We start from the raw sequence: 2,383 nt of genomic DNA, 5'->3' as shown, positions 1-2,383 counted from the left end.
GGCCATCCGTCGCGTAGCGGCTCAGGTAAGGCCATTGGTTTCGGCAATAGCTGATCGCCTTGCCCAGCAGGCTCTCGGGCAACACCTTCGGCGCCAGCTCGTCGAGCCAAGCCTTGAAGGCATTGAGCAACGGCACGCTGTGCTGCTGCCGCAGACGGTCCGTGTAGTCGACACGTGTCTCGCCATCGGGCAAATCGCCCTTGGCAAGCGCCTCGACTTGGTACAACGCCTGGAAGTACTCGAGCGCCTTGGCCACGCGTGGGCTGGGCTGGTTCTTCTGTCCCTTGAGAACGTCGGTGAACATCCTCCTCGCGTGCGCCATGCATCCGAAGTGCGTCACCTTTCTGAGCGTGCGCCAGGCGCTATAGCCGTCGGACATCAGCATGCCCTGGTAATCACCGAGGAACGCCTTCGGATATTCCTGACCGCGCCCGGGCTGGTACTCGAACAGTACGACGGGCTCGGCGCAGTCTTCGGCGCTGCGGTAACACCACATATAGCTTTTGCTCTGCGCAGATCTGCCGGGTTCCTTGAGCACCTGGACGGTCGTTTCGTCGCCGTGGATCAAGGGCTGCGACAGCAATGTTTGACGCAGCGCGTCGTACAGCCGGCTGTAGTGCAGTTCGCTCGGGCGGATGATCCAGTTCGCCAACGTACCGCGGCTGACCGGGATGTTCGAGCGCGCCAGCACATCCGCCATCCGGTACAGCGGCGTGCCATCAACGAATTTGCCCGCCGTGACGGTGGCAATCAACGCCGCGCTCGCGTGGCTGCCTGGCAAGGGTTGTGCAGGCATGGGGGCAAGAACGATCGGAGTCCGTTCGGCGTGGGCCTCGCAATGCCGGCACGCGTACTTGAAGCGGGCATTCTGGAGAACCGTGACCTTGACTTCGTAGTGCAACTGCTCGCTCACGTCCTCGCCGATACGGTGCAACGGGTTGCCGCAACACGCGCACACCTTTTGGTCCTCGGGCAGATCGTATTCGATACGCTCCCGAGGCAGGTGCGCCGGCAGCGGCTTGCGACCGCGCTTGCGGGGCGCTGCAGGATCGGCATCCGGCAGGCCAGTATCGGGCAGCTCAGGCAGATCGTCGTCCTCTTCGGCCGGCTCGGTCGCGGCAATCTGCTCGGCCTCATTGAACACGCGGTCACGGCGCTTCTCGCTCCTGGGCGCGAAACGCTGAGCCAATGCGAGGCGATACTGCTCTTCGAGCATCTCGACGCGTCTGGTCAGCTCCGCGATCTGCGCGTCGCGCTCGGCGATGCGTTGCGCGTCAGAGGCTGCCCGCGCTTCCAGCTCGTGAAGATAGGCTCTGGCTGCCGGCGGCAATCGGAACGGGTTGTCTGCGCTCATGCGTTCCACAATAGCCAAACGCAGCGCCGCACAGGTTTACGGGAATTCGTAACGGATGCGCCTGCCGCTGTTTACCGGCAACAGCGGCACGGGCACGGTTCAGTCCACATGGATGTACTGCCGCCTGGGATGGCGGCGTATGGCGTCGATGTCGATGCCGTCGAGCAGCCAGTGGAGCTGCTCGGTCGTGAGTTCGATCACCGTCTGCTGCCGGTGCCGGGGCCAGGAGAAATGGTCCGCCTCGAGTCGTTTCAGCATGAGCCAGAAGCCGGAACGATCATAGAGCAGTAGCTTTACACGATTGCGCTTGCGATTGTGGAAGGCGTACACGGCGCGCGCCAGGGGATCGAGCTGCATCGACTGCTCGACCAGCGTGACCAGGCTGTTGATGCCGGCCCGGAAGTCGATCGGCTCGCGGTGCAGATAGATGCGCAGGTCTGCGTCGAAGCGGAACATCAGCGCGCCCTCAGTGCAGCGATCATCGCCGTTAAGAGTGTCGCATCTCGCCCGGAGCATTCGAGCTCGAGGCTCACGCCGTTGGGCAACTGCGCCACCAGGCGCGGCGGCAATGGGGAGCGCTGAGATCGATGCACGGCTTCGCGACGTACTGGCGCTGGCAATGCGTTGGCGCTGGGCACTGGCTGTTCCGGCGCAAGAGGCAGGCTATCGTTTGCAATCTCCATCACTGGAACAAATGCCGTCGGCGCAGCATCGAGAACTTCCGGCGCGGCACCACCTTTCCGCTTTGCCTTGTACTGCTTGATCCAGCGTCGCAGCTGATTGGCATTTACGCCAGCTTTCAGCGCCATACCGGCAACCGATACACCAGGTAGCAGGCAGGCTTCAATTAACCGCTGTTTGTCCCCCTTGTCATATCTTTGCTTTCCGTCGGTGCCGACAGTGACGACTCGAAGAGGCAGAAAATCTGAGTAGGCTTCGCTCATGGAATGTGTCCGCAGAAAAAACTGTGGACACACATGCTGCGCTCTCGACCATCGACAATCTATGTGCGCTTAAATTCGCGCTTAC

Annotated in this window: 3 protein-coding genes; all 3 read right to left on the bottom strand. The window is 62.1% G+C overall.

What is annotated here, in order from left to right; genetic code table 11:
* On the bottom strand, positions 1–1,354 hold a 1,354-nt coding region (tnpC, locus tag J3489_RS37100), incomplete at its 3' end, for an IS66 family transposase (protein ID WP_207005754.1).
* 99 nt (positions 1,355–1,453) lie between these two features.
* A complete protein-coding gene (gene tnpB / locus J3489_RS37095; protein ID WP_207005753.1) occupies positions 1,454–1,810 on the bottom strand; it encodes an IS66 family insertion sequence element accessory protein TnpB in 357 nt (118 codons plus the stop codon).
* A complete protein-coding gene (gene tnpA / locus J3489_RS37090; RefSeq protein ID WP_207005752.1) occupies positions 1,810–2,298 on the bottom strand; it encodes an IS66-like element accessory protein TnpA in 489 nt (162 codons plus the stop codon). Before tnpA ends, tnpB begins: the two co-directional genes overlap by 1 nt.
* Between the last annotated feature and the right edge of the window lie 85 nt (positions 2,299–2,383).

This window comes from Trinickia mobilis (genome assembly GCF_017315705.1).
In the GTDB taxonomy this organism is placed as follows: domain Bacteria; phylum Pseudomonadota; class Gammaproteobacteria; order Burkholderiales; family Burkholderiaceae; genus Trinickia_A; species Trinickia_A mobilis.
The sequence above is the reverse complement of the archived record's forward strand: the minus strand, read 5'-3'. Positions and strand labels throughout refer to the sequence as shown.